At 52.9% G+C, this 22,961-nt stretch carries 36 protein-coding genes; 33 read left to right on the forward strand and 3 right to left on the reverse strand.

The annotated features are described in order from the left end of the window. The 33 genes from tuf to BM029_RS08465 form a co-directional block, all read left to right on the forward strand. Positions 1–1,176, forward strand: a 1,176-nt coding sequence (gene tuf, locus BM029_RS08305; RefSeq protein WP_244544965.1) for an elongation factor Tu, incomplete at its 5' end; no start/stop codon positions are given. A 118-nt stretch (positions 1,177–1,294) separates the two neighbouring features. Next, positions 1,295–1,612 (forward strand): 30S ribosomal protein S10, encoded by a 318-nt coding sequence (rpsJ, locus tag BM029_RS08310; RefSeq protein ID WP_014004392.1) that lies wholly within the window; start codon positions 1,295–1,297, stop codon positions 1,610–1,612. A 291-nt stretch (positions 1,613–1,903) separates the two neighbouring features. Beyond that, complete coding sequence (rplC, locus tag BM029_RS08315) at positions 1,904–2,560, forward strand: 50S ribosomal protein L3 (protein ID WP_092356334.1); 657 nt, start codon at positions 1,904–1,906, stop codon at positions 2,558–2,560. 3 nt (positions 2,561–2,563) lie between these two features. Beyond that, positions 2,564–3,184 carry a 50S ribosomal protein L4 gene (rplD, locus tag BM029_RS08320; protein ID WP_014004394.1) on the forward strand — a complete coding sequence of 207 codons (621 nt, stop codon included), beginning with the start codon at positions 2,564–2,566 and terminating at the stop codon, positions 3,182–3,184. Continuing rightward, positions 3,181–3,495 (forward strand): 50S ribosomal protein L23, encoded by a 315-nt coding sequence (rplW, locus tag BM029_RS08325; RefSeq protein WP_092414065.1) that lies wholly within the window; start codon positions 3,181–3,183, stop codon positions 3,493–3,495. The genes rplD and rplW overlap by 4 nt, the downstream gene beginning before the upstream one ends. Beyond that, on the forward strand, positions 3,495–4,322 hold the full coding sequence (gene rplB / locus BM029_RS08330) for a 50S ribosomal protein L2 (protein WP_014004396.1): 828 nt from the start codon (positions 3,495–3,497) through the stop codon (positions 4,320–4,322). Before rplW ends, rplB begins: the two co-directional genes overlap by 1 nt. A 10-nt stretch (positions 4,323–4,332) precedes the next feature. After that, entirely contained in the window at positions 4,333–4,608 is a 276-nt protein-coding gene (gene rpsS, locus BM029_RS08335; RefSeq protein ID WP_014004397.1) for a 30S ribosomal protein S19, read from the forward strand. A gap of 6 nt (positions 4,609–4,614) precedes the next feature. After that, the gene (rplV, locus tag BM029_RS08340) at positions 4,615–4,947 is read left to right on the forward strand and encodes a 50S ribosomal protein L22 (RefSeq protein ID WP_170851020.1); all 333 of its coding nucleotides are present in this window, start codon (positions 4,615–4,617) and stop codon (positions 4,945–4,947) included. A gap of 9 nt (positions 4,948–4,956) precedes the next feature. After that, positions 4,957–5,811 (forward strand): 30S ribosomal protein S3, encoded by an 855-nt coding sequence (rpsC, locus tag BM029_RS08345; protein ID WP_092434637.1) that lies wholly within the window; start codon positions 4,957–4,959, stop codon positions 5,809–5,811. Positions 5,812–5,813: 2 nt separating this feature from the next. Further along, positions 5,814–6,233 (forward strand): 50S ribosomal protein L16, encoded by a 420-nt coding sequence (gene rplP, locus BM029_RS08350; RefSeq protein ID WP_092356322.1) that lies wholly within the window; start codon positions 5,814–5,816, stop codon positions 6,231–6,233. Between the two features lie 12 nt (positions 6,234–6,245). Continuing rightward, positions 6,246–6,437: a 50S ribosomal protein L29 gene (gene rpmC / locus BM029_RS08355; RefSeq protein ID WP_014004401.1), complete on the forward strand. Its 192-nt coding sequence runs from the start codon at positions 6,246–6,248 to the stop codon at positions 6,435–6,437. Then, positions 6,437–6,709: a 30S ribosomal protein S17 gene (gene rpsQ / locus BM029_RS08360; RefSeq protein ID WP_014004402.1), complete on the forward strand. Its 273-nt coding sequence runs from the start codon at positions 6,437–6,439 to the stop codon at positions 6,707–6,709. Before rpmC ends, rpsQ begins: the two co-directional genes overlap by 1 nt. 223 nt (positions 6,710–6,932) lie before the next feature. Beyond that, positions 6,933–7,301, forward strand: a complete 369-nt coding sequence (rplN, locus tag BM029_RS08365; protein ID WP_014004403.1) for a 50S ribosomal protein L14 — start codon at positions 6,933–6,935, stop codon at positions 7,299–7,301. Positions 7,302–7,310: 9 nt separating this feature from the next. Then, positions 7,311–7,625 carry a 50S ribosomal protein L24 gene (gene rplX, locus BM029_RS08370; protein WP_061538669.1) on the forward strand — a complete coding sequence of 105 codons (315 nt, stop codon included), beginning with the start codon at positions 7,311–7,313 and terminating at the stop codon, positions 7,623–7,625. A 6-nt stretch (positions 7,626–7,631) separates the two neighbouring features. Beyond that, positions 7,632–8,171, forward strand: coding sequence for a 50S ribosomal protein L5 (rplE, locus tag BM029_RS08375; RefSeq protein WP_061936382.1), 540 nt, complete (start codon positions 7,632–7,634; stop codon positions 8,169–8,171). Positions 8,172–8,178: 7 nt separating this feature from the next. Then, positions 8,179–8,484 (forward strand): 30S ribosomal protein S14, encoded by a 306-nt coding sequence (gene rpsN, locus BM029_RS08380; RefSeq protein ID WP_014004406.1) that lies wholly within the window; start codon positions 8,179–8,181, stop codon positions 8,482–8,484. Positions 8,485–8,498: 14 nt separating this feature from the next. Then, entirely contained in the window at positions 8,499–8,894 is a 396-nt protein-coding gene (rpsH, locus tag BM029_RS08385; protein ID WP_092356317.1) for a 30S ribosomal protein S8, read from the forward strand. A gap of 10 nt (positions 8,895–8,904) precedes the next feature. Continuing rightward, a complete protein-coding gene (rplF, locus tag BM029_RS08390; RefSeq protein ID WP_092414066.1) occupies positions 8,905–9,438 on the forward strand; it encodes a 50S ribosomal protein L6 in 534 nt (177 codons plus the stop codon). Positions 9,439–9,450: 12 nt separating this feature from the next. Continuing rightward, positions 9,451–9,813 (forward strand): 50S ribosomal protein L18, encoded by a 363-nt coding sequence (rplR, locus tag BM029_RS08395; protein WP_041741098.1) that lies wholly within the window; start codon positions 9,451–9,453, stop codon positions 9,811–9,813. Positions 9,814–9,825: 12 nt separating this feature from the next. Next, entirely contained in the window at positions 9,826–10,344 is a 519-nt protein-coding gene (gene rpsE, locus BM029_RS08400) for a 30S ribosomal protein S5 (RefSeq protein ID WP_014004410.1), read from the forward strand. A 10-nt stretch (positions 10,345–10,354) separates the two neighbouring features. Beyond that, on the forward strand, positions 10,355–10,534 hold the full coding sequence (gene rpmD / locus BM029_RS08405; protein WP_041742931.1) for a 50S ribosomal protein L30: 180 nt from the start codon (positions 10,355–10,357) through the stop codon (positions 10,532–10,534). A 26-nt stretch (positions 10,535–10,560) separates the two neighbouring features. Continuing rightward, positions 10,561–10,992 (forward strand): 50S ribosomal protein L15, encoded by a 432-nt coding sequence (gene rplO, locus BM029_RS08410; protein ID WP_092356311.1) that lies wholly within the window; start codon positions 10,561–10,563, stop codon positions 10,990–10,992. 34 nt (positions 10,993–11,026) lie between these two features. Next, positions 11,027–12,358, forward strand: coding sequence for a preprotein translocase subunit SecY (gene secY, locus BM029_RS08415; RefSeq protein ID WP_092414067.1), 1,332 nt, complete (start codon positions 11,027–11,029; stop codon positions 12,356–12,358). Positions 12,359–12,393: 35 nt separating this feature from the next. Beyond that, positions 12,394–12,612, forward strand: a complete 219-nt coding sequence (gene infA / locus BM029_RS08420; RefSeq protein WP_014004414.1) for a translation initiation factor IF-1 — start codon at positions 12,394–12,396, stop codon at positions 12,610–12,612. A gap of 25 nt (positions 12,613–12,637) precedes the next feature. Further along, positions 12,638–12,751, forward strand: coding sequence for a 50S ribosomal protein L36 (gene rpmJ, locus BM029_RS08425; protein WP_014004415.1), 114 nt, complete (start codon positions 12,638–12,640; stop codon positions 12,749–12,751). 27 nt (positions 12,752–12,778) lie between these two features. Continuing rightward, positions 12,779–13,144: a 30S ribosomal protein S13 gene (gene rpsM / locus BM029_RS08430; protein ID WP_014004416.1), complete on the forward strand. Its 366-nt coding sequence runs from the start codon at positions 12,779–12,781 to the stop codon at positions 13,142–13,144. Between the two features lie 65 nt (positions 13,145–13,209). Then, positions 13,210–13,614 carry a 30S ribosomal protein S11 gene (gene rpsK, locus BM029_RS08435; protein WP_014004417.1) on the forward strand — a complete coding sequence of 135 codons (405 nt, stop codon included), beginning with the start codon at positions 13,210–13,212 and terminating at the stop codon, positions 13,612–13,614. 179 nt (positions 13,615–13,793) lie between these two features. Then, positions 13,794–14,417: a 30S ribosomal protein S4 gene (rpsD, locus tag BM029_RS08440; RefSeq protein WP_092356384.1), complete on the forward strand. Its 624-nt coding sequence runs from the start codon at positions 13,794–13,796 to the stop codon at positions 14,415–14,417. A 142-nt stretch (positions 14,418–14,559) separates the two neighbouring features. Continuing rightward, positions 14,560–15,537 carry a DNA-directed RNA polymerase subunit alpha gene (gene rpoA, locus BM029_RS08445; protein WP_014004419.1) on the forward strand — a complete coding sequence of 326 codons (978 nt, stop codon included), beginning with the start codon at positions 14,560–14,562 and terminating at the stop codon, positions 15,535–15,537. A 170-nt stretch (positions 15,538–15,707) separates the two neighbouring features. Then, on the forward strand, positions 15,708–16,103 hold the full coding sequence (gene rplQ / locus BM029_RS08450) for a 50S ribosomal protein L17 (protein ID WP_014004420.1): 396 nt from the start codon (positions 15,708–15,710) through the stop codon (positions 16,101–16,103). A 155-nt stretch (positions 16,104–16,258) separates the two neighbouring features. Further along, complete coding sequence (cutA, locus tag BM029_RS08455) at positions 16,259–16,591, forward strand: divalent-cation tolerance protein CutA (protein ID WP_092434640.1); 333 nt, start codon at positions 16,259–16,261, stop codon at positions 16,589–16,591. Continuing rightward, entirely contained in the window at positions 16,584–18,443 is a 1,860-nt protein-coding gene (gene dsbD, locus BM029_RS08460; RefSeq protein WP_092434643.1) for a protein-disulfide reductase DsbD, read from the forward strand. Before cutA ends, dsbD begins: the two co-directional genes overlap by 8 nt. A 122-nt stretch (positions 18,444–18,565) precedes the next feature. Further along, positions 18,566–19,207 (forward strand): peroxiredoxin, encoded by a 642-nt coding sequence (locus BM029_RS08465; RefSeq protein WP_092434646.1) that lies wholly within the window; start codon positions 18,566–18,568, stop codon positions 19,205–19,207. Positions 19,208–19,296: 89 nt separating this feature from the next. Here the strand turns inward: BM029_RS08465 and BM029_RS08470 are convergent, their stop codons facing one another. The 3 genes from BM029_RS08470 to hemB form a co-directional block, all read right to left on the reverse strand. After that, a complete protein-coding gene (locus tag BM029_RS08470; protein ID WP_092434648.1) occupies positions 19,297–20,481 on the reverse strand; it encodes a magnesium transporter CorA family protein in 1,185 nt (394 codons plus the stop codon). Next, complete coding sequence (locus BM029_RS08475; protein ID WP_244544966.1) at positions 20,459–21,715, reverse strand: sterol desaturase family protein; 1,257 nt, start codon at positions 21,713–21,715, stop codon at positions 20,459–20,461. The genes BM029_RS08470 and BM029_RS08475 overlap by 23 nt, the downstream gene beginning before the upstream one ends. A gap of 137 nt (positions 21,716–21,852) precedes the next feature. Continuing rightward, positions 21,853–22,866 carry a porphobilinogen synthase gene (gene hemB, locus BM029_RS08480; RefSeq protein WP_170851021.1) on the reverse strand — a complete coding sequence of 338 codons (1,014 nt, stop codon included), beginning with the start codon at positions 22,864–22,866 and terminating at the stop codon, positions 21,853–21,855. Positions 22,867–22,961 lie beyond the last annotated feature (95 nt).

Below are 22,961 nucleotides of genomic sequence, written 5' to 3' on the forward strand. Positions count from 1 at the left end.
CGGACCAAGCCGCACGTCAACGTTGGTACTATCGGTCACGTTGACCACGGCAAGACCACGCTGACAGCAGCGATCGCGACAGTACTGTCGAAGAAGTTTGGCGGCGAAGCCAAAGCGTACGATCAGATTGACGCAGCGCCAGAAGAAAAAGCGCGCGGCATCACGATCAACACTGCACACGTCGAATACGAAACTGCAGCTCGCCACTACGCCCACGTTGACTGCCCAGGCCATGCTGACTATGTGAAAAACATGATCACCGGCGCGGCACAGATGGACGGTGCGATCCTGGTTTGCTCCGCAGCTGACGGCCCGATGCCACAAACGCGTGAGCACATCCTGTTGTCGCGTCAAGTTGGCGTGCCATACATCATCGTGTTCCTGAACAAAGCCGACATGGTCGACGACGAAGAGTTGCTCGAGCTGGTTGAAATGGAAGTGCGCGAGCTGTTGACCAAGTATGATTTCCCAGGCGACGACCTGCCAATCATCAAGGGTTCGGCTAAGCTGGCTCTGGAAGGCGACACTGGCCCATTGGGCGAGCAAGCCATCATGGCTCTGGCTGAAGCACTGGATACTTACATCCCGACACCGGAACGTGCTGTTGACGGCGCCTTCCTGTTGCCAGTGGAAGATGTATTCTCGATCTCCGGCCGCGGTACTGTTGTGACCGGCCGTATCGAGCGCGGTATCGTCAAGGTTGGCGAAGCACTGCAAATCATCGGTATCCGTGACACACAAGATACAACTTGTACTGGCGTTGAAATGTTCCGCAAGCTGCTGGACCAAGGTCAAGCAGGCGACAACGTAGGTGTGTTGTTGCGCGGTACCAAGCGTGAAGACGTAGAGCGGGGCCAAGTGTTGGCTAAGCCGAACTCGATCAAGCCACACAAGCATTTCACTGGCGAGATCTATGTTCTGTCGAAAGACGAAGGCGGCCGTCATACACCTTTCTTCAACAACTATCGTCCACAGTTCTACTTCCGTACAACGGACGTGACTGGTTCGATCGAGTTGCCGAAAGACAAAGAAATGGTTATGCCAGGCGATAACGTGTCGATCACAGTCATGCTGATCAACCCGATCGCGATGGAAGAAGGTCTGCGTTTCGCAATCCGCGAAGGTGGCCGTACTGTTGGTGCAGGTGTTGTTGCCAAGATCCTGCCTGACGCGTAATAGCAAAACTGTAGCGCAAGCTGTAGTGCAATAAGCAAGCCACTTCGGTGGTTTGCTGTCACTGTAACAATATGCCGTGGCTGATAGTCATCCACGGTTCGTTCTTTAAAGGAAAATCATGTCCGCTGCTAACCAAAAAATCCGTATCCGCCTGAAGGCGTTCGACTACAAGCTGATCGACCAGTCCGCACAGGAAATCGTTGATACAGCCAAGCGCACCGGCGCAGTTGTCAAGGGTCCAGTACCTCTGCCAACACGTATCCAGCGTTTTGACGTATTGCGCTCGCCGCACGTCAACAAGACGTCGCGCGATCAGTTCGAAATCCGTACGCACCAACGCCTGATGGACATCGTTGACCCAACCGACAAGACTGTCGATGCGTTGATGAAGCTGGACCTGCCAGCTGGCGTAGACGTAGAAATCAAACTGCAGTAATTTGCAGTAGTAGTAAATTCGCAATAATTCTTGGGGCAGAGTCTAAGAGCTACCGGGTAAATCCCGGGGCAAATTACTCTGCCCCCAGTTATTTAGCGAGTGTTGTAAATAAGGTGTAGCCGGCTAAAGTTTGACATACCACGACAAAGATGGTCTTGCAAATAAAAATTTACCCGGTTATACTGATCGGCTTCGGTGCGATTGCGGCTGCTTTGGCCTAATGCAATCGTGCTTATTTTAGTTGTACAAACATCAGCCCCGCCCAATCGTAGGCGGGAATGGAGAAAAACAATGAGCTTAGGCCTTGTTGGTCGCAAGGTTGGTATGATGCGCATTTTCACGGAAGATGGGGATTCAATCCCGGTAACCGTGTTGGACGTATCGAACAACCGCGTGACCCAAATCAAAACGCCTGAAACAGACGGTTATACCGCTGTTCAAGTTGCATTCGGTCAGCGTCGCGCTTCACGCGTGACTAAAGCTGCTGCTGGTCACTACGCCAAAGCTGGCGTCGAGGCTGGTACCATCCTCAGAGAATTCCGCATTGACGCAACCAAGGCTTCCGAGCTGAAGGCCGGCGAAGTTATCGCTGCTAGCCTGTTCGAAGTCGGTCAAAAGGTTGACGTTCAAGGTGTCTCGATCGGTAAAGGTTACGCCGGTACTATCAAGCGTCACAACTTTGCATCCGGTCGTGCCAGCCACGGTAACTCCCGTTCGCATAATGTCCCAGGTTCCATCGGTATGGCGCAAGATCCAGGTCGTGTTTTCCCTGGTAAGCGCATGACCGGTCACATGGGTGACGTTACTGTAACCACGCAAAACCTCGAAATCGCACGTGTTGACGCTGAGCGCCAACTGTTGCTGATCAAAGGCGCGGTTCCAGGTGCAAAGAACGGCCAAGTTGTGGTCAGCCCTGCGATCAAAATCAAAGCTAAGAAGGGAGCCTAATTCATGGAACTCAAGCTCCTGAATGACCAAGGTCAAGCTGCTTCGAACGTTGCTGCACCGGATACAATTTTCGGTCGCGACTACAACGAAGCTCTGATTCACCAGGTCGTAGTTGCTTACCAGGCTAACGCTCGTAGCGGTAACCGTAAGCAAAAAGACCGTGAAGAAGTTCATCACACGACTAAAAAGCCATGGCGCCAAAAGGGTACTGGCCGCGCTCGTGCCGGTATGTCGTCTTCGCCACTGTGGCGCGGCGGTGGTCGGATTTTCCCGAACTCGCCTGATGAAAACTTCACGCACAAAGTAAACAAGAAGATGTATCGCGCAGGTCTCTGCTCGATTCTGTCGCAGTTGGCACGCGAAGGTCGTTTGTCGGTCGTCGAGAATTTCTCGGTCGAAGCGCCAAAGACTAAATTGCTGTCACAAAAGCTGAAGACCATGGGTCTGGATTCCGTGTTGGTGATTACCGACAACCTGGAAGAAAACCTGTTGTTGGCGTCGCGTAACCTGCCAGGCTTCCTGGTATGTGAGCCACGTCACGCTGATCCAGTATCGCTTGTGTTCTACAAGAAGATCCTGATCACCAAGCTGGCTTTGGCGAAGATTGAGGAGATGCTGGCATGAACGCAATTAAACATAGCGAAGAACGCTTGATGAAAGTGTTGCTGGCGCCAGTGATTTCCGAAAAGGCAACGATGGTTGCGGAGAAGAACGAGCAAGTCGTTTTCCGTATCGCACCAGACGCTACCAAGCTGGAAGTCAAGGCTGCTGTCGAACTGCTCTTCAAAGTTCAAGTTGAGTCGGTACAAGTTGCCAATCGTATGGGTAAGCAAAAGCGTAGCGGCAAGACCATGGGTCGCCGTAACCACACCCGTCGCGCATTCGTATGCTTGAAGCCGGGTCAAGAGATCAACTTCACCGAGGAGGCTAAATAATGGCACTCGTTAAAGTTAAACCAACCTCGCCGGGCCGCCGTGGCATGGTCAAGGTCGTTAATCCCGACCTGTACAAAGGCCGTCCATTTGCTGCCCTGATCGAGAAGAAGTCGAAAACAGCTGGTCGTAACAACAACGGTCATATCACTACTCGCCACATCGGCGGTGGTCATAAGCAACATTACCGTCTGATCGACTTCAAGCGCACCAAAGATGGTATTCCAGCGAAAGTGGAACGTATCGAATACGATCCAAACCGCACAGCGAATATCGCTCTGTTGTGCTACGCCGACGGCGAACGTCACTACATCATCGCCACTAAGGGCATGGCTGTAGGTGACCAGGTAATGAGCGGCTCGGAAGCGCCGATCAAATCCGGTAACTGCTTGCCAATCCGTAACATTCCGGTTGGTACGATTCTGCATTGCGTTGAAATGCTGCCAGGTAAGGGTGCCCAAATGGCCCGTACCGCCGGTGCTGGCGTGGTGTTGATGGCTCGTGAAGGTACTTACGCTCAAATTCGTTTGCGTTCCGGTGAAGTTCGCCGCGTTCACATCGAATGCCGCGCTACCGTAGGTGAAGTCGGCAATGCCGAACACAGCCTGCGCAAGATCGGTAAAGCGGGTGCGATGCGTTGGCGTGGTGTTCGTCCTACCGTTCGCGGTGTGGTCATGAACCCGGTTGACCATCCTCACGGTGGTGGTGAAGGTAAGACCGCAGCTGGTCGTCATCCAGTTTCGCCATGGGGTCAACAGACTAAGGGTAAGAAGACACGCAGCAACAAGCGTACTACTTCCATGATCGTCTCGCGCCGTGGCAAGAAATAAGGGGTAACACATGACACGTTCATTGAAAAAAGGGCCGTTCTGCGACGCCCATCTGGTGAAAAAAGTTGAAACTGCGCAAGCGGTCAAAGACAAAAAGCCAATCAAGACTTGGTCCCGTCGCTCGACCATCATGCCGGATTTTATCGGTCTGACGATTGCTGTGCATAACGGCAAACAACACGTCCCGGTATATGTGTCCGAGAACATGGTTGGTCACAAGCTCGGCGAATTTGCGCTGACCCGTACGTTCAAGGGTCATGCCGCTGATAAGAAGGCTAAGAAATAAGGTCCGATGATGGAAACTAAAGCTACCCTCCGCGGCGTGCGCCTGTCGGCCCAAAAGGGCCGTCTGGTCGCCGACCTGATTCGCGGCAAAAAAATTGATCAAGCACTTAACATCCTGGCCTTCAGCCCGAAAAAAGGCGCGACTATCATCAAGCGTGTTCTGGAATCCGCAATTGCGAATGCCGAACACAATGATGGCGCTGATATCGACGAGCTGAAAGTCACGACGATATATGTGGAAAAAGGTTCGGTCCTCAAGCGCTTCACAGCGCGTGCTAAAGGCCGTGGCGATCGTATCTCGAAGCAATCCTGTCACATTTACGTGACTGTCGGAAACTAAGGAGTCACGATGGGACAGAAGATTCATCCAACCGGTTTCCGCCTTGCGGTTACACGTAACTGGGGATCCCGCTGGTATGCAGGCAATAGTAATTTTGCCCAAATGCTCGGCGAAGATTTGAAAGTACGCGCTTTCCTCAAGAAGAAACTGAAGAACGCATCGGTCGGCCGCGTTGTTATCGAGCGTCCTGCAAAGAACGCACGCATCACGATTTACAGCTCGCGTCCTGGTGTCGTTATCGGTAAAAAAGGCGAAGACATCGAAGTATTGAAGTCGTCGTTGACCAAGCTGATGGGTGTGCCGGTTCACGTTAATATCGAAGAAATTCGTAAGCCTGAAATCGACGCACAACTGATCGCTGATTCGATCGCGCAACAGCTCGAAAAACGTATTATGTTCCGCCGCGCGATGAAACGTGCGATGCAGAATGCAATGCGTCTGGGCGCGCAAGGGATCAAGATCATGTCATCCGGTCGTTTGAATGGTATCGAAATCGCACGTACCGAATGGTATCGCGAAGGTCGTGTACCACTTCACACACTGCGCGCTGACATCGACTACGGTTTCGGCGAAGCTGAAACCACATACGGCATCATCGGCATCAAGGTCTGGGTTTACAAGGGCGATCGTCTGGCTAACGGCGAAGCGCCGGTAATCGACGTACCTAACGACGACGACAAGAAACGCCGTGGCCCACGTCGCGATGATGGCAAGCCATCTAGCCGTCCACGTCCTAAAACTACGGCAACTGCCGGTGCGCCTGGTGCGCGTCCTGCACGTGCCAAGAAGCCGGATGGCGCTGCTGATGGTGTTGTAACTGCAGTTGCTGCAGTTGCTGCGCCGGCCGAGAAAGCAGGAGAATAATCATGCTGCAACCAGCACGCAGAAAATATCGTAAAGAGCAAAAGGGCCGCAATAAAGGCATTTCGCATTCGCGCGGCACTGCCGTGTCGTTCGGCGAATTTGGCTTGAAGGCGATTGGCCGCGGTCGTATCACCGCGCGTCAAATTGAAGCAGCTCGTCGCGCAATGACCCGTCATATCAAACGGGGTGGTCGTATCTGGATCCGTATTTTCCCAGATAAGCCAATTTCGCAAAAGCCTGCTGAAGTCCGGATGGGTAACGGTAAGGGTAACCCCGAGTACTACGTGGCTGAAATTCAGCCAGGTAAAGTGCTGTACGAGATGGATGGCGTCGACGAAGCTCTGGCGCGTGAGGCATTCCGTTTGGCTGCAGCTAAATTGCCGCTTTTGACCACGTTCGTCGTGCGTCAAGTTGGCCAATAATTGGAGTGAATCATGAAAGCATCTGAACTCCGCGACAAAGATCAAGCGGCCTTGACGAAAGAGCTGAACGAGTTGCTGAAGGCGCAGTTTAGCCTTCGCATGCAAATCGCTACTCAGCAATTGAGCAATACGTCGCAATTGAAGAAAGTTCGTCGCGATATAGCACGGGTCAAGACCGTCATCAATTCGAAGGGCGCCCTGTAATGAACGATCAAGTGAAACAAGCGCTCAAGCGCACGCTGGTTGGTAAAGTTGTGTCCGATAAAATGGACAAGACTGTTACCGTCCTGATCGAACGCCACGTCAAGCATCCTCTGTATGGCAAAATCATTGTGCGTACTAACAAGTACCATGCACATGACGAAACCAACCAGGCCAAGGAAGGCGACGTAGTCGAGATCCAAGAAGGCCGTCCGATTTCCAAGACTAAAGCTTGGAGCGTGACACGTGTGGTACAAGTAGCACAGGTATTATAAGTATTTGTTGCGAGCCAAGCATTTTGATGTAATAATGCTTGGCTTCGCTCCTGTTGGCTTCCAATAAGAGCGATAGCAGTAGAAAACACCCTGCAGTATCTAGCAAGAAGTTTTGGAAGTCGTCCACCTAAGCAGTGCGCTCAGCAGAGTTGCCCTGACAGGACCAAGACTGACCGTAAATCCGCATCGTGCGGCAGCGAGTTAAGTTGGGAAAGAAAATATTATGATTCAAACGGAAAGCCGGCTCGAAGTAGCCGACAACACTGGTGCACGCGAAGTTATGTGTATCAAAGTTCTGGGTGGTTCCAAGCGTCGCTATGCCAGCATTGGTGATGTGATCAAGGTTACCGTCAAAGTGGCAGCGCCACGTGGTCGCGTCAAAAAAGGCGAGATCTATAACGCAGTTGTCGTACGGACCGCTAAAGGTGTTCGTCGTCAAGATGGTTCGTTGGTCAAGTTCGACGGCAATGCAGCAGTGCTGCTGAACGCGAAGCTTGAGCCAATTGGTACGCGTATTTTTGGACCAGTCACTCGTGAATTGCGCACTGAGCGCTTCATGAAGATTGTGTCGCTCGCGCCTGAAGTGCTGTAAGGAGTCGAGATGGATAAGATTCGGAAAAGCGACGAGGTAATCGTCCTGACTGGTAAAGACAAGGGCAAGCGCGGTGTTGTAAAGCAACGCGTTGATGCTAACCACGTTGTCGTAGAAGGCATCAACGTTGCTAAAAAAGCGACCAAGCCTAACCCGATGACTGGTGTAACTGGTGGCATCATTGACAAGTTGATGCCAATTCACGTGTCAAATGTTGCGTTGTTCAATGCAGCAACTGGCAAGGCAGATCGCGTTGGTTTTAAAGATGTGGACGGTAAGAAGGTCCGCGTTTTCAAGTCCAGCGGCGAAGTTGTTAAGGTTTAAGAGATCATGGCCCGTCTCCAAGAATTCTATAAAGAAAAAGTCGTTGCCGACTTGACAGCGAAATACGCTTACAAGTCCGTGATGGAAGTGCCGCGCATCCTGAAGATCACCCTGAACATGGGTCTGTCGGAAGCGATTGCGGACAAGAAGATCATTGAACACGCTGTTGGCGATTTGACCAAGATTGCAGGTCAGAAGCCAGTCGTGACCAAGGCACGGAAAGCTATTGCGGGTTTTAAAATCCGTGAAGGCTATCCAATCGGTTGCATGGTTACATTGCGTGGCGCTCATATGTACGAGTTCCTGGATCGCCTGGTTACTGTCGCGCTGCCGCGCGTTCGTGACTTCCGTGGCGTCTCCGGTCGTGCATTTGACGGTCGTGGTAACTACAATATCGGTGTGAAAGAGCAGATCATTTTCCCCGAAATTGAATACGACAAGATTGATGTGTTGCGTGGTATGAATATCAGTATCACGACGACTGCAAAGACCGACGACGAAGCAAAATCGCTTCTCGCCGCATTTAAATTTCCGTTCAGAAACTGAGGTTGCCATGGCAAAACTGGCACTGATTAACCGTGAACAAAAGCGCGCTGACCTGGTAAAGAAATACGCCGGTAAGCGTGCCGAGTTAAAGGCAATCATTGATGACCAATCGAAGTCGGAAGAAGAGCGCTACGAAGCTCGCTTGAAATTGCAAGCGCTGCCACGTAACTCGGCTCCGACCCGTCAACGTAATCGTTGCTCCCTGACTGGTCGTCCACGTGGCACTTTCCGCAAGTTCGGTCTGGGCCGTATTAAGCTCCGTGAAATCGCCATGCGTGGCGAAATTCCGGGTATGACTAAAGCAAGCTGGTAATAGGAGAATATGCAATGAGTATGAGCGATCCTATCGCCGATATGCTGACCCGTATCCGCAATGCGCAAGTAGTTCACAAGACAACCGTGGCAATGCCATCGTCGAAGGTCAAGATTGCGATTGCCAACGTCCTCAAGGACGAGGGTTACATTGAAGATTTCGCTGTCGCAGAAGAAGGCGGCAAAGCGGAACTCAAAATCGGTTTGAAGTATTACGCCGGCCGTCCTGTTATCGAACGCCTTGATCGTGTATCCCGTCCAGGGCTGCGGATCTACAAGGGCAAAGATGACATCCCTAACGTGATGAACGGCTTAGGTGTGGCAATTATTTCGACACCTTCTGGTGTCATGACGGACCGCAAAGCGCGCGCAACCGGTGTCGGTGGCGAAGTTATTTGCTACGTCGCCTAAGGAGTGCAACATGTCTCGTGTAGGTAAAATGCCGATTGCACTGCCAACTGGCGCGGAAGCGACCATTACAGCAGCGGCGATCACAGTCAAGGGCCCATTGGGCTCGCTTTCCCAGGCTTTGAATGGCCTGGTAAAAATCGAAAACAACAACGGCACGCTGAATTTCGCTGCCGCTGACGACAGCCGTGAAGCCAATGCGATGTCAGGCACCTTGCGTGCTCTGGTCAACAACATGGTCAATGGTGTTACCAAGGGCTTTGAAAAGAAGCTGAACCTGGTTGGCGTTGGTTTTCGTGCGCAAGCACAAGGTGACAAGTTGAATCTGTCGCTCGGTTTCTCGCATCCTGTTGTACACCAAATGCCAGAAGGCGTTACCGTGGCAACACCGACGCAAACCGAGATCCTGATCAAGGGTATCGACAAGCAACGTGTTGGTCAGGTTGCTGCAGAAGTTCGTGCTTACCGCGAACCTGAGCCTTATAAGGGCAAGGGCGTTCGTTACTCGGACGAAGTGGTAATCCTTAAAGAAACCAAGAAGAAGTAATAGGGGTTGACGATGGATAAGAAACAATCACGTCTGCGCCGTTCACGCCAAACGCGTGCCAAGATCGCAGAGTTAAAGGTGAACCGCCTGGCAGTGCATCGTACCAACTTGCACATTTACGCCAGCATCATCGGCCCTGACGCTAAAGTGCTGGCTTCGGCCTCCACACTGGAAGCTGAAGTACGTGCAGAACTGGCCGGCAAGTCCGGTGCAGGCGGCAATACAGCAGCTGCATCTCTGGTTGGCAAGCGCGTTGCCGAGAAGGCACTGAAAGCAGGAGTTACCGAAGTTGCGTTTGATCGCTCCGGTTTCCGTTACCACGGCCGCGTCAAGGTGCTGGCAGATGCCGCCCGTGAAGCCGGTCTGAAGTTCTAAGGAAGAATCGTCATGGCAAAAATGCAATCAAAAATGCAAAGCGATAAGCCGGATGATGGCATGCGCGAAAAAATGATCGCGGTCAACCGTGTGACCAAAGTGGTCAAGGGTGGTCGTATCATGGGTTTTGCAGCATTGGCTGTTGTTGGTGATGGCGATGGCCGTATCGGCATGGGCAAGGGCAAATCGAAAGAAGTGCCAGTTGCTGTGCAGAAGGCTATGGAAGAAGCCCGTCGCAAGATGATCAAGGTAACGCTGAAGAATGGCACTTTGCAACACGCTATTTCCGGCAAGCACGGCGCGTCATCGGTTTTGATGCTGCCAGCTAAAGACGGTACTGGTGTTATTGCCGGCGGTCCAATGCGCGCAATTTTTGAAGTACTGGGTGTGACGAACGTTGTGGCCAAGTCCACTGGTTCGACCAATCCGTACAACATGGTTCGTGCTACTTTGAACGGCTTGTCAAAGATGAACACACCATCGGAAATCGCGGCAAAACGCGGCAAGTCCGTTGAAGAAATTCTGGGCTAAGGTGATCAAAATGACAAAAACTGTAAAAGTACAATTGATCAAGGGTTTGATCGGCACGCGCGAAACTCATCGCGCGACAGTTCGCGGTTTGGGCCTGCGTCGCGTTAATTCGGTTTCCGAGTTGCAAGACACACCATCCGTGCGCGGCATGATCAATAAAGTGTCCTATCTTGTGAAAGTGGTGTCGTAAGCTTAGGCTTGCGAACGGAGCAAATTATGGAATTGAATACTATTCAACCTGCAGATGGCGCCAAGCATTACAAGCGTCGCGTTGGTCGTGGTATCGGCTCAGGTATCGGTAAGACAGCCGGCCGCGGTCACAAGGGTCAAAAATCGCGTTCGGGCGGTTTCCACAAAGTAGGTTTTGAAGGCGGTCAGATGCCTTTGCAACGTCGTTTGCCAAAACGCGGCTTCAAGTCGATGGCAACCCCGTTCAAAGCTGAAGTTCGTTTGTCGGACCTGGAAAACCTGCCGGTAACTGAAGTAGATATCCTGGTGTTGAAGCAAGCTGGCGTGATCGGCGAACTGGCACGCGTTGTACGCGTGATCCTGTCCGGCGAACTGACCAAAAAGGTAACGCTCAAAGGTTTGATCGCTACTAAAGGTGCAAAAGCTGCGATTGAAGCGGCTGGCGGATCGGTTGCTTGATTTGTCGTTCTAACTCGTAGCAATGGAGCAATAAGTGGCGACTTCTCCCCAACTTGCAAAGAGTGCTGCGAGCGGCTTCCCTTGGGGCCGTCTGTGGTTCTTGCTTGGTGCATTGGTTGTATATCGTGTTGGTGCGCACATTCCTGTACCGGGAATTGACCCATCGCAGTTAGCGCAATTGTTTAAGCAGCACCAGGGCGGCATTTTGGGCATGTTCAACATGTTCTCTGGTGGTGCGTTGTCGCGGTTCACCGTGTTCGCGTTGGGGATCATGCCGTATATCTCGGCATCGATCGTGATGCAATTGATGTCGATTGTGTCGCCTCAGCTGGAAGCGTTGAAGAAAGAGGGCGAGTCAGGTCGCCGCAAGATTACCCAATACACCCGTTACGGTACGCTGTTGCTGGCGACGTTTCAGGCTCTGGGGATTGCGGTAGCACTGGAATCGCAACCTGGCCTGGTGTTGGATGCAGGTTTGGCTTTCCGCTTCACGACAGTTGTGACGCTGGTAACAGGAACAATGTTTTTGATGTGGTTGGGTGAACAGATTACCGAGCGTGGTCTTGGTAATGGTATCTCGATCATCATTTTTGCAGGTATTGCAGCTGGTCTGCCGAACGCTGTAGGTGGTTTGTTCGGGCAGGTAAGTACCGGTTCCATGAGTGCCCTGTCGGCGATTCTGATTTGTTTGATCGCTGCCGGCGTGACATTCCTGGTTGTGTTTATCGAACGTGGCCAACGCAAGATTTTGGTGAATTATGCCAAGCGTCAGGTAGGTAACAAGATTTATGGCGGTCAAAGCAGTCATTTGCCGTTGAAGCTGAATATGGCTGGTGTAATTCCTCCAATCTTCGCTTCCTCGATCATCTTGTTTCCTGCGACAATCACGAGTTGGTTTACTTCCGGTGATTCAACCAATCCGGTAGTCAACTTTCTGAAGGACATGGCGGCTTCGTTGGCGCCAGGCGAGCCGATTCATGCTTTGCTGTATGCGATTGCCATTGTTTTCTTCTGCTTCTTCTACACCGCGTTGGTGTTCAACAGCAAGGAAACAGCTGACAACCTGAAGAAAAGCGGCGCGTTTGTACCAGGGATTCGTCCAGGTGAGCAGACTGCACGTTATATCGACAAGATTTTGATGCGTTTGACTCTGGTTGGCGCGGTCTATATTACGGTTGTGTGCTTGGTTCCGGAATTCTTGATCGCTCGCTGGAAGGTACCGTTTTATTTTGGTGGTACATCGCTGTTGATTATCGTAGTGGTTACCATGGACTTCATGGCTCAAGTACAGAATTACGTGATGTCGCAGCAATATGATTCGCTGCTGCGTAAGGCAAATTTCAAGGGCGGCGTTTCGACGCGGTAAGTTGAAATGAACGACCAGAGGAACCAGTAGACCGAATGGCAAAAGACGACGTTATCCAGATGCAAGGCGAGATTCTTGAGAATCTCCCCAATGCAACATTTAGAGTCAAGTTGGAAAACGGACATATCGTCCTCGGTCATATTTCTGGCAAGATGCGCATGAACTATATTCGCATCCTCCCAGGAGATAAGGTGACGGTAGAATTGACACCTTATGATTTAAGCCGGGCACGGATTGTGTTCCGTACCAAGTAACTTTTAGTATAGAAAGAAGACGAAAATGAAAGTGCTCGCATCAGTCAAGCGCATCTGCCGCAACTGTAAGATCATTAAGCGCAAAGGCGTGGTTCGCGTCATTTGTACAGAGCCGCGCCATAAACAGCGCCAAGGTTAATTAACGTTATTGATCGAGGAATAACGAATGGCACGTATTGCAGGGGTAAACATCCCCAATCATCAGCACACTGTTATCGGCTTGACAGCCATCTACGGTGTTGGCCGCCCACGCGCACAAGAAATTTGCGACAGCACGGGTATTTTGACTACGAAGAAGATCAAAGATCTCGACGATAACGAGCTGGAAAAGCTGCGCGACGAAATTGCAAAATTCGTCGTCGAAGGTGACCTGCGTCGTGAACTGTCGATGAACATCAAGCGTTTGATGGATCTGGGTTGCTATCGTGGTATGCGTCATCGAAAAGGCTTGCCTTGCCGTGGCCAACGTACTCGTACTAATGCACGTACCCGCAAGGGCCCGCGCAAAGCCGCTCAATCGCTGAAGAAATAATTAAGGTGCCACGCTCCGTGGCAACTGATTGTTTCATTTAGGTAGTCGGATTCAAGGAAATTATTATGGCAAAGTCCCCAAATAACGCCGCAGCAGCACGTGTGCGTAAAAAAGTTAAAAAGAACGTTGCTGAAGGTATCGCGCATATCCACGCGTCTTTCAACAACACCATCATCACGATTACCGATCGTCAAGGTAATGCGTTGTCGTGGGCGACATCTGGTGGCGCTGGCTTTAAAGGCTCCCGCAAGTCGACTCCATTTGCAGCGCAGGTTGCAGCCGAAGCCGCTGGTAAAGTGGCTGTGGAATGTGGCGTGAAGAACTTGGAAGTACGTATCAAGGGCCCAGGCCCAGGTCGTGAATCCGCTGTTCGTGCATTGAACAACCTGGGTATCAAGATCACCCAGATTCAAGATGTCACACCAGTACCACATAACGGTTGCCGCCCACCAAAGCGTCGTCGTATCTAAATCGATTTCGATTGTCGCTACTGTCCTGCAGTAGCGATCGCAAGTTGCCCGCCAATGACCTTGGCGGGTTTTGTTCTTAAGCCCACCGTCTGATTGAAAGCAAATCAGACTAGCGCCGTGTCGCTAGCAACCCTGGTTGTTGGCAGCAGACCGGCGTCATATTTTTAAAAGGAAGCACCGTGGCACGTTATATCGGACCTAAAGCAAAACTTTCCCGCCGTGAAGGTACGGACCTGTTCCTGAAGAGCGCACGCCGCTCGCTGGATTCCAAGTGCAAACTGGATTCCAAGCCAGGTCAGCATGGCCGCACATCTGGTGCACGTACCTCCGACTACGGTAACCAATTGCGCGAAAAGCAAAAAGTTAAGCGTATGTACGGCATCCTGGAACGTCAGTTCCGTCGCTATTTCGCTGAAGCGGACCGTCGCAAGGGCAACACCGGCGAAACACTGCTGCGTTTGCTGGAAGCGCGTCTGGACAACGTCGTATACCGTATGGGTTTCGGCTCGACTCGTGCTGAAGGCCGTCAATTGGTCTCGCACAAGGCGTTCACCGTCAACGGTAACGTGGTCAACATCGCTTCTTACCAAGTGAAGCCAGGCGACGTAGTTGCCGTTCGCGAAAAGGCCAAGAAGCAAGTACGTATCGTTGAAGCTCTGTCGCTGGCAGAACAAGGCGGCATGCCATCGTGGGTTTCGGTTGATGCGAAGAAAATGGAAGGTACTTTCAAGTCCCTGCCAGACCGCAACGAAATCGCTAACGATGTCAACGAATCGCTGATCGTCGAACTGTATTCGCGTTAATTTTAGTTTTTTCCGGCCTGGCCTTTCGGGGTTAGGCTTTTTTATCAGGGTGCCGCCGGTGATCTTCGGGATTGTCGGCGGCACCCTTAATGCCATCAGCCTTATCGGTGTAATGAGCCGAGGGTATTGAAAAGGACATTTCATGCAAAACAGCTTGTTGAAGCCACGTATTATCGAAGTAGAAGCACTGGGTGCCGGCCACGCTAAAGTCGTGATGGAACCGTTTGAACGTGGTTACGGCCACACCCTGGGCAATGCGCTGCGTCGCGTGCTGCTGTCGTCGATGGTTGGCTACGCGCCGACTGAAGTGACGATCGCTGGCGTGGTGCACGAATATTCGTCGCTCGATGGCGTGCAAGAAGACGTAGTCGACATTCTTTTGAACCTGAAGGGTGTCGTATTCAAGCTGCATAACCGTGACGAAGTCACGCTGACTCTGAAAAAAGATGGCGAAGGCGCAGTTTTGGCTTCCGACATCGATCTGCCGCATGACGTTGAACTGGTTAATCCGGATCACGTGATTGCTCACCTGACAGCTGGTGGTGCACTCGACATGCAGATCAAGGTTGAAAAAGGCCGTGGTTACGTGCCAGGCAACGTCCGTCGTCTGACGGAAGATGCTAACAAGACTATCGGCCGTATCATTCTGGACGCATCGTTCTCGCCAGTGCGCCGTGTTTCCTACGCTGTTGAATCGGCGCGTGTGGAACAACGTACCGACCTGGACAAGCTGGTCATCAACATTGAAACCAATGGCGTGATCACTCCGGAAGAAGCGATTCGCCAATCGGCACGTGTGCTGGTGGACCAACTGAACGTGTTCGCGGCACTGGAAGGCACAGAAGCTGCTGCAGAAGCGCCATCGCGTGCACCACAAGTCGATCCTATCCTGTTGCGTCCGGTCGATGACCTGGAACTGACAGTGCGTTCGGCAAACTGCCTGAAAGCAGAAAACATCTACTACATTGGCGATCTGATCCAACGTAGCGAAAATGAACTGCTGAAGACGCCAAACCTGGGCCGTAAGTCCTTGAATGAAATCAAGGAAGTTCTGGCATCCCGTGGTTTGACTCTGGGCATGAAGCTGGAAAACTGGCCGCCTGCAGGCCTGGAAAAGTAATATTTGTTGTTCGGCCGGGGGTGAGATAGAATCCCACCCTTGGCTTGTTTTACCGCTTTACCCTTGTTGTATTCATTGCTGTACTTAATTTCAACCGGCCCGCGACCAAGGCAAGACGCCAAAGTCGATCGAAGAGCTGGATGTAAACTCAAAAACTGAAAGGAATTACCATGCGTCACCGTCACGGCCTTCGTAAATTAAATCGTACTTCTTCCCACCGCCTCGCCATGTTGCGCAACATGACTGTTTCGCTGCTGCGTCACGAAGCAATCAAGACCACATTGCCAAAGGCAAAAGAACTGCGTCGCGTGATCGAACCGATCCTGACACTGGGCAAGACCGATACACTGGCAAACAAGCGCCTGGCTTTCGCCCGTCTGCGCGACCGCGAAATGGTTTTGAAGCTGTTCGCTGAACTGGGCCCACGTTACGCTAACCGTAATGGCGGCTACCTGCGCATCCTGAAAATGGGTTTCCGCGTTGGCGATAACGCTCCTATGGCTTACATCGAACTGATGGACCGTCCGGAAATCAGCGACGGCGCCGAAGTGCCGACAGCTGACTAAGCTTAGTCAATTTGGTAGCAAACTTAACCAGCCAAGCTGCGTTAAAATAAGAAGCCAGGCTTAGCCTGGCTTTTTTGCGTTCTGGACGCCGTTCTCTGCCCTTTCGGCCGTCATTTGGCGGCGCCGGTTGTAAGGAATGTCCCCGGAGATCGACTATGTCAGAAGCCTTGCTCATACTCACCAACTTGCCCGACGCAGCCAGTGCCCAGGCGCTGGCGCAGCAACTGGCGGAACGCAAATTGGCTGCTTGTGTCAATATCATGCCTGCCGTGCAGTCGGTGTATCGCTGGCACGGTGCGGTGGAGCAGGCCAGCGAGGTGACGGTGCTGATCAAGAGCGTCAGCAGCCGTTATGCTGAGCTGGAAATCGCGATAAAAGCGGCCCATCCGTACGAATTGCCGGAAATAATTGCCTTACCGATTGTGGCTGGTTTACCGGCCTATCTGAACTGGATTACTGCAGAAACCCAAAGGGACGTGAATGTTTAAGCTTTTCAAGCAATTGTCAGTGTTGTTTGCCATGATGTTCGTGTTTTCCCTGGCGCATGCCGATGACGACGACTATCTGGCGCCGGAAGTCGCGTTCAAGTTCTCCGCCCGCATGGTCGACGCCAAGACTGCTGAAGTAACCTATGCGATCGCCGACGGCTATTACATGTACCGCGAGCGTTTCCATTTCAAGGCTGAAGGCGCGACCTTGGGCGAACCGCAGATCCCGGCCGGCACCGTCAAGTTCGACCAGACGTTCAATAAGAATGTCGAGACTTACCACCATAGCGTCACCATCCGCTTGCCAGTTGAGGCGAATGGCAACTTCACGCTGATTTCCACCGGCCAGGGTTGCGCTGACAAAGGCTTGTGCTATCCGCCCATGGATTCGCGCATCAGCCTGTCCACGACCGGTGGTGGCGCTGGCGGTGGCTTGCTGAGTGCCATGGGGCTGGCCAGCGGTGGCGACGCAGCTGTCGATACGCCGCAGTCAACGGCTGATGCGGAACAGTCTGGCAATTCGACCTTGGAGTCAACAAATACGAGGGAAACCGCGAATGCAGATTCAGAAGATGGGCGCATCGTTTCGTCGCTGAAAAGCGGCAAATTGCTGGTAATCCTGCCTTTGTTTTTTGTACTGGGTCTTGGCCTATCCCTAGCGCCTTGCTCCTATCCAATGATGCCGATTCTGTCCACCATTATTCTGGGCGAGGGGACTCAGGTAAGTCGCCGCCGCGGATTTCTGCTGTCGGCAACTTATGTGTTGGGTATGGCATTGGTATACGCCGCACTCGGCGTTGCGGCTGGCTTGGCCGGTCATGGTTTGGCGGCAGCCCTGCAGAATCCTTGGGTGTTATCGATATTCGCTCTACTGATGGTGCTGATGTCATTGTCGATGTTTGGATACTATGAATTGCAGTTGCCTGCAGCAATTCAAACAAAATTCACGCAAATGTCCGGTCAGCAATCCGCCGGTAAATTGATCGGTGTATTTGTCATGGGAGCGCTGTCGGCCCTGATTGTTGGCCCATGTGTTGCGCCGCCGCTGGCAGGTGCATTGGTATATATAAGCCAGACACGCGATGTTGTCATCGGTGGTAGCACGCTGTTTGTGATGGCGATCGGCATGGGAGTTCCTTTGCTGCTGATCGGTATTTCTGCGGGCTCGCTGTTACCGCGGGCTGGTGCCTGGATGGAGTCTATTAAGCGCTTCTTTGGTGTACTGATGCTGGCAACGGCGTTATGGATGATATCGCCAGTGATCCCAGTGCTGGCGCAGATGCTGGGATGGGCGGCCTTGGGTATCGGCTATGGCGCGTATCTGTTGTGGGCGAAGTCATCAGCATCATCCGCCTGGTTCGCCAAAGCATTCGGCGTGGCATTCATGGTGTGCGGCGTGCTGCAACTGGTTGGCGGCCTTACTGGCGGGCGTGATGTCTGGACGCCGCTGGCCCATCTGGGCGGCGCGCAACAAAGTCAAAGTGTTCACACGCAATTCGTCAAGGTCAGATCCGTGGCCGAACTGGACGCCGCATTAGCCCAGACCAATGGCAAATCCGCGTTGCTGGATTTCTATGCCGACTGGTGTGTGTCATGTAAGGAAATGGAAAAACTCACGTTCACCGATCCACGCGTACAAACGCGCTTTGGCGACATGATCTTGCTGCAAATCGATGTGACCGCCAACAACGCGGACGACAAAGCGATGCTCAAGCGCTTCAATTTGTTCGGACCGCCAGGCATCATATTTTTCGATGGACGCGGACAGGAAGTACCGCATGGCCGTGTCATCGGCTATCAGAATGCCGATAAATTCCTGCAGTCGCTCTCGGTTCTTGACGCAAAAACATAACGCGCTTCCAACCGCAGGTTATGTCGATAGTCGATAAAAGTCTTTAGGCGATTGCCGCCACGACGTTATAGTTTTAGTTCTGTGTTTTTTGCTAACCCCCGTGCAATTTAAAGGAGCCTGATATGACTTTACGCCTTGGCGATGTCGCCCCCGATTTTGAGCAGGATTCTTCGCTCGGCAAGATCAACTTTTACGATTGGGCCGGCGCTTCGTGGGTGGTGCTGTTTTCGCATCCGGCTGACTTCACTCCAGTCTGCACCACTGAGCTTGGCCTGACTTCCAAATTGAAATCGCAGTTCGAACAGCGCGGCGTCAAAGTGATCGCATTGTCTGTGGACCCTGCCGACAAGCATCAGGAATGGATCAAGGATATCAATGAAACACAGAACACCGTGGTTGGTTTTCCCATTATTGCCGATGCCGATCGCAAGGTATCGGAACTGTATGACCTGATCCATCCGAATGCTAGCGCAACAGCAACCGTGCGCTCGCTGTTCGTGATTGATCCATCGAAGAAAGTACGCCTGATCATCACCTATCCGGCCAGCACCGGCCGCAACTTCGACGAAATACTGCGCGTCATCGATTCCCTGCAACTGACAGACAATTATTCGGTTGCCACGCCAGGAAACTGGAAGGATGGCGAGGATGTCGTGATCGTGCCGTCGTTGCAGGATCCCGAGGTTCTCAAGCAGAAATTCCCTAAGGGTTACAAGGCGATCCGCCCTTATCTGCGACTGACTCCGCAGCCTAACCGCGACTGAATTTTCGCTCTGTTTGTGAAGCAGACAGATAAAAATAAAAAAGCCCCGTCGTTATTTGACGGGGCTTTTTCATGACGGACGCACGATGCTTAGCGCCGGTCCAGCGCCTGGCTTTCAAGATATCGCCGACGCTGAAAGAATACCAGCATGCCGACCACGATCAGCAGCATGCTACCCATCGTGAGCCAGAATCCGGCATTATTTTTCAGCAGCGGCATTTCGATAAAATTCATGCCGAAAATCCCGGTAATCAGCGTCAACGGCATGAACAGCGCGGTAATCACGGTAAGTGTGCGCATGATTTCATTGGTACGATGAGCGACCGCGGAAAAATGAATTTGCACCGCCGATTCAATCGATGACTCCAGCCGGCGCGCATGATTCAGCACCCGCGTGATGTGTTCCATCACGTCATTGATGCGCACCAGCAGCAGATCCTTGGCGCGGCTGATTTCGATACCGTCATCGATGTCGACGAAATAATCGCGCAGCTCTTGCATGGCATCGTGCTGTTCTTCGCACAGGTTTTCCAGCTTGCGCAATTCAATCCGCGCGTCCAGTAGCGCCATCCAATCCTTGAACGGCTTGCGCGGATCTAGCAGCGCCCGCTGCCACCGATCCAGTTGCGTTGTCAGCGGCTGGCGCAGATCCAGGTATTGATCGACCATGGCGTTGATCAGGCGCAGCAATAAATCTTCCGGCGATGTCGGCGGGCGTGTCGAGTGCGGCGTCTTTTCCGGCTTGTCGCACAGGTCGAGCAGACGCGTGCGCGCGGCATCGATAGTGCGGCTATAGCGCTCATGCACCGTAACCAGCGCATGGTCCATGATCAGGAAAGTTACCGGTTGTGTGGCTAACGCTCTCAATGCAGCTGGAATCCGCCGCTTGCCGTGTTCGCTTTCGGGTGTAGCCGCTGGTGGCGGAGTATTCGTGTCGCCGGCATTCTGCGTACTGTTTTCAGCGGCGCGGGAATGACCGTTGCCGTTACCATTGCCCCCACCGGCGCCGTTCAGCATCAATTTGCGAAACACTACCATGCCGTAATCCTGAGTCGAATCGAAATACGACGGATGATTCGGATTGAGCGTATCCGTCATGTGCGGATCGTAGATCTGGACGCCGGTGGCCAGAGCGATGGCGCTGCGCCAGGCTTCCGGATCGGCGCCTACTTCTTCGTGGGTGGCGTCAATCCACAGGAATCCCTTGACCGGTACGGTGTCGGGTATTTCCTTGCTTTGGCTAACCTGGTTGTCACTGATGAGAAAGATGTCCATGCATTGTCGATAAGCGTTTAAATATAAGCCAGAGGGCGATCATCGAAACCAGCGATACGCTGACGACAACGCCTTGCACCAGCGGTGATAAGGATACCGCGCCGAACCAGACTTTGCCGATCACCACGCCGGCGCCGGTTACCGCCAGGCGTAATGCTTCCAGCGCGATGTAGCGCGGCCGCATCTCCATCAGGCCGCCGACAATCCAGAGTCCGGCCACCAGCCAGATGGCGTAAGCCAGCCCGTGCGGCCACGGTATGGTGACCTGTGCCGCCAGAAAGTGGGTGGTTGCCAGCAACAAAATGATGAATTGCAACAAACAATAGACCTGGGCCGCGCGACTTAGTTGCGGATGATACAGCGGCCGGGCGATGTCGAACGGCGCACCCGGCCATTTTTCCGCAACATCGGCGGGGCGCCAGCCCGGTGCGGCAAACCAGACCCGCAACTTATCCCCAAGGTTCCGCGCGCGCCAGGAATCCAGCCAAAGCACTTTGTACACTTCGAAATTGGCCCAGATCGGGTTCCAGCTGCGCAACGGGCTACGGGTACCGTAGACCACCGGATCCTGGTCACGTTCCTCGATAAATGTGCCGAACAGGCGATCCCACAGGATCAGGATACCGCCGTAATTTTTATCCAGGTAGATGTCGTTGACGCCGTGATGGACGCGATGATTCGACGGCGTGACCAGCACACGGTCGAGCCAACCTAACTTGCCTATCTGTTGCGTGTGAACCCAGAATTGATACAGCAGATCGATCAGCGCCAGCGCGGCAAATACTTCCACCGGATAGCCGAGGATGGCTAGCGGCACGTAGAAAATCCAGCCAAGCAGATAACCGCTGCTGGTCTGGCGCAAGGCGGTGGAGAGATTGTAGTCTTCGCTTTGATGGTGCACCACGTGGGCTGCCCACAAGACGTTGACTTCGTGGCCGTAGCGATGCAGCCAGTAGTAGCAGAGATCGTAGAGCAGCAAGCCGGACAGCCAGACCCAGATGCTGTCGGCAGGCAGCTTGAATAGTCCGATATGGCTCACTAGCCAGGCGTATATGCCAACCCGCAGCATTTGCATGAAAACACCCGACACCTGGCTCAGCACGCCGAGGCTGATGCTATTGATGGCATCGTTGAGGCGGTAGGTGTTGCGTTGACGCAGCAGGCCGACAATCAGCTCGATGAAGATCAGTAAAAAGAACACCGGCGTTGCCAGCGTGATTACCTTTTCTTGCACGTCAGTCTCCTTGTCGCCTGGAGGGCGATCGATCGTTATGTGCTTGCATGGTAACCAATGCAAGCCGCATTTGGATTAGAGAGCGGTGTCTAGTAAACCACGGGCAAACAAAGCGCCCCAAGCGCCTGAACGGTTTTTCAACCCTTTTTCAGGTGACGGGCAATATCCAGCGCGAAATAGGTCAGCACGCCGTCTGCTCCGGCGCGCTTGAAAGACATCATGGCTTCCATCATGGTCTTGTCATGATCGAGCCAGCCATTTTGAGCCGCCGCCTTGATCATCGCGTATTCACCGCTGACCTGATAGGCAAAGGTCGGGACTTTGAACTCGTCTTTCACGCGGCGCACGATATCCAGATAAGGCATGCCGGGTTTCACCATCACCATGTCGGCGCCTTCGGCCAGATCCAGCGCGACTTCATGCAATGCCTCGTTGCTGTTGGCCGGATCCATCTGGTAAGTGTTCTTATTGCTCTTGCCCAGCGTTGCGGAAGAACCGACAGCGTCGCGGAACGGGCCATAAAAAGCCGAGGCGTATTTGGCGGAATACGCCATGATGCGAGTGTAGATATGGTGATGCGCTTCCAGCGCGTTGCGGATCGCGCCGATGCGGCCATCCATCATGTCGGATGGCGCCACGATGTCCACCCCGGCTTCGGCCTGGGTCAGGGCTTGCTTGACCAGGATGGCGCAGGTTTCATCATTCAACACGTAGCCGTCGGCGTTCAGCACGCCGTCCTGGCCGTGGCTGGTGTAAGGATCCAACGCGACGTCGGTCAGGATGCCGAGTTCAGGGAAGCGCTGTTTCAGCTCGCGTACCGCGCGCGGAATCAATCCTTGCGGGTTGGTGGCTTCGATGCCGTCAGGAGTTTTCAGCGATGGGTTAATGACCGGAAATAAAGCGATGACCGGGATTCCCAGCGCTACACACTCTTCTGCCACATTCAACAGCAAATCAATCGACAGGCGTTCAACTCCCGGCATTGAACTTACTTTTTCGCGTTGATGTTTGCCGTCCAGCACAAATACCGGATAAATCAGATCGGCAGCGGTGACAGTATTTTCCCGCATCATTGCGCGCGAGAATGCATCTTTGCGCATACGGCGCATGCGGATGGCTGGGAATTGAGCAGTTTTCTGAGAATGTGGCATGTCGGTCTTTGAGATATCAGGTGAGTGGAGAGCGATTTTTTCCCGCATCGCTAATATTTTCGCCGAAAAGTAAAAAAATCGTGAACTTTTTCGGC

The sequence above is a fragment of the Collimonas sp. OK607 genome (assembly GCF_900111995.1).
Classification (GTDB): Bacteria; Pseudomonadota; Gammaproteobacteria; order Burkholderiales; family Burkholderiaceae_D; genus Collimonas.

Excerpts from the sequence above, each read along its gene's own strand:
- BM029_RS08470 (WP_092434648.1), bottom strand. The coding sequence starts at position 20,481 with ATGGACATCTTTCTCATCAGTGACAACCAGGTTAGCCAAAGCAAGGAA.
- cutA (WP_092434640.1), top strand. The coding sequence starts at position 16,259 with ATGTCAGAAGCCTTGCTCATACTCACCAACTTGCCCGACGCAGCCAGT.
- rpsJ (WP_014004392.1), top strand. The coding sequence starts at position 1,295 with ATGTCCGCTGCTAACCAAAAAATCCGTATCCGCCTGAAGGCGTTCGAC.
- hemB (WP_170851021.1), bottom strand. The coding sequence starts at position 22,866 with ATGCCACATTCTCAGAAAACTGCTCAATTCCCAGCCATCCGCATGCGC.
- rpsE (WP_014004410.1), top strand. The coding sequence starts at position 9,826 with ATGGCAAAAATGCAATCAAAAATGCAAAGCGATAAGCCGGATGATGGC.
- rpsK (WP_014004417.1), top strand. The coding sequence starts at position 13,210 with ATGGCAAAGTCCCCAAATAACGCCGCAGCAGCACGTGTGCGTAAAAAA.
- rpsQ (WP_014004402.1), top strand. The coding sequence starts at position 6,437 with ATGAACGATCAAGTGAAACAAGCGCTCAAGCGCACGCTGGTTGGTAAA.
- rpsN (WP_014004406.1), top strand. The coding sequence starts at position 8,179 with ATGGCAAAACTGGCACTGATTAACCGTGAACAAAAGCGCGCTGACCTG.
- rplE (WP_061936382.1), top strand. The coding sequence starts at position 7,632 with ATGGCCCGTCTCCAAGAATTCTATAAAGAAAAAGTCGTTGCCGACTTG.
- rplP (WP_092356322.1), top strand. The coding sequence starts at position 5,814 with ATGCTGCAACCAGCACGCAGAAAATATCGTAAAGAGCAAAAGGGCCGC.
- rpsS (WP_014004397.1), top strand. The coding sequence starts at position 4,333 with ATGACACGTTCATTGAAAAAAGGGCCGTTCTGCGACGCCCATCTGGTG.
- rplN (WP_014004403.1), top strand. The coding sequence starts at position 6,933 with ATGATTCAAACGGAAAGCCGGCTCGAAGTAGCCGACAACACTGGTGCA.
- rplD (WP_014004394.1), top strand. The coding sequence starts at position 2,564 with ATGGAACTCAAGCTCCTGAATGACCAAGGTCAAGCTGCTTCGAACGTT.
- rplQ (WP_014004420.1), top strand. The coding sequence starts at position 15,708 with ATGCGTCACCGTCACGGCCTTCGTAAATTAAATCGTACTTCTTCCCAC.
- rpmJ (WP_014004415.1), top strand. The coding sequence starts at position 12,638 with ATGAAAGTGCTCGCATCAGTCAAGCGCATCTGCCGCAACTGTAAGATC.
- rplW (WP_092414065.1), top strand. The coding sequence starts at position 3,181 with ATGAACGCAATTAAACATAGCGAAGAACGCTTGATGAAAGTGTTGCTG.
- rpsC (WP_092434637.1), top strand. The coding sequence starts at position 4,957 with ATGGGACAGAAGATTCATCCAACCGGTTTCCGCCTTGCGGTTACACGT.
- infA (WP_014004414.1), top strand. The coding sequence starts at position 12,394 with ATGGCAAAAGACGACGTTATCCAGATGCAAGGCGAGATTCTTGAGAAT.
- rpsM (WP_014004416.1), top strand. The coding sequence starts at position 12,779 with ATGGCACGTATTGCAGGGGTAAACATCCCCAATCATCAGCACACTGTT.
- rplV (WP_170851020.1), top strand. The coding sequence starts at position 4,615 with ATGATGGAAACTAAAGCTACCCTCCGCGGCGTGCGCCTGTCGGCCCAA.
- rpoA (WP_014004419.1), top strand. The coding sequence starts at position 14,560 with ATGCAAAACAGCTTGTTGAAGCCACGTATTATCGAAGTAGAAGCACTG.
- rplB (WP_014004396.1), top strand. The coding sequence starts at position 3,495 with ATGGCACTCGTTAAAGTTAAACCAACCTCGCCGGGCCGCCGTGGCATG.
- BM029_RS08465 (WP_092434646.1), top strand. The coding sequence starts at position 18,566 with ATGACTTTACGCCTTGGCGATGTCGCCCCCGATTTTGAGCAGGATTCT.
- rplF (WP_092414066.1), top strand. The coding sequence starts at position 8,905 with ATGTCTCGTGTAGGTAAAATGCCGATTGCACTGCCAACTGGCGCGGAA.
- rplO (WP_092356311.1), top strand. The coding sequence starts at position 10,561 with ATGGAATTGAATACTATTCAACCTGCAGATGGCGCCAAGCATTACAAG.
- rpmD (WP_041742931.1), top strand. The coding sequence starts at position 10,355 with ATGACAAAAACTGTAAAAGTACAATTGATCAAGGGTTTGATCGGCACG.
- rpsH (WP_092356317.1), top strand. The coding sequence starts at position 8,499 with ATGAGTATGAGCGATCCTATCGCCGATATGCTGACCCGTATCCGCAAT.
- rplR (WP_041741098.1), top strand. The coding sequence starts at position 9,451 with ATGGATAAGAAACAATCACGTCTGCGCCGTTCACGCCAAACGCGTGCC.
- rpmC (WP_014004401.1), top strand. The coding sequence starts at position 6,246 with ATGAAAGCATCTGAACTCCGCGACAAAGATCAAGCGGCCTTGACGAAA.
- rplX (WP_061538669.1), top strand. The coding sequence starts at position 7,311 with ATGGATAAGATTCGGAAAAGCGACGAGGTAATCGTCCTGACTGGTAAA.
- rplC (WP_092356334.1), top strand. The coding sequence starts at position 1,904 with ATGAGCTTAGGCCTTGTTGGTCGCAAGGTTGGTATGATGCGCATTTTC.
- dsbD (WP_092434643.1), top strand. The coding sequence starts at position 16,584 with ATGTTTAAGCTTTTCAAGCAATTGTCAGTGTTGTTTGCCATGATGTTC.